Raw genomic sequence first — 633 nt, 5'->3', positions numbered from 1 at the left:
GGAATCTGGTTGTTTTTGCAGAGGAGAATAATTAGATATTTCTGGTGTAACAATATCTCTGGGATTAGTTGTGGAATCTGGTTGTTTTTGGAGAGGGGGATAATTAGATATTTCTGGTGTAATAATATCCGTGGGATTAGTTGTGGAATCTGGTTGTTTTTGAATAGGAGAATAATTAGAGATTTCTGGGTTAATAATATCTCTGGGATTAATTGCGGAATCTGGTTGTTTTTGAATAGGAGAATAATTAGAGATTTCTGGGTTAATAATATCTCTGGGATTAATTGCGGAATCTGGTTGTTTTTGAATAGGGGGATAATTAGATATTTCTGGTGTAATAATATCCGTGGGATTAGTTATGGAATCTGGTTGTTTTTGAATAGGGGGATAATTAGAGATTTCTGGGTTAATAATATCTCTGGGATTAATTGCGGAATCTGGTTGTTTTTGCAGAGGGGGGTAATTAGAGATTTCTGGGTTGGTAATATCCGTGGGACTAGTTGTGGAATCCGGTTGTTTTTGCAGAGGGGGATAATTAGATATTTCTGGATTAATAATATCCGTGGGATTAGTTGTGGAATCTGGTTGTTTTTGCAGAGGAGAATAATTAGATATTTCTGGTGTAACAATATC

1 protein-coding gene is annotated in these 633 nt (G+C 35.5%); it reads right to left on the bottom strand.

The genetic code is table 11. From position 1 onward, the window contains the following. Positions 1–633: hypothetical protein (locus PL11201_RS26620; RefSeq protein ID WP_159451581.1), on the bottom strand; the 633-nt coding region annotated here is incomplete at both ends.

The sequence above is a fragment of the Planktothrix sp. PCC 11201 genome, assembly GCF_900009135.1.
Classification (GTDB): domain Bacteria; phylum Cyanobacteriota; class Cyanobacteriia; order Cyanobacteriales; family Microcoleaceae; genus Planktothrix.
Note: the sequence above shows the minus strand (reverse complement) of the source record. Positions and strands in the feature narration are given on the sequence as shown.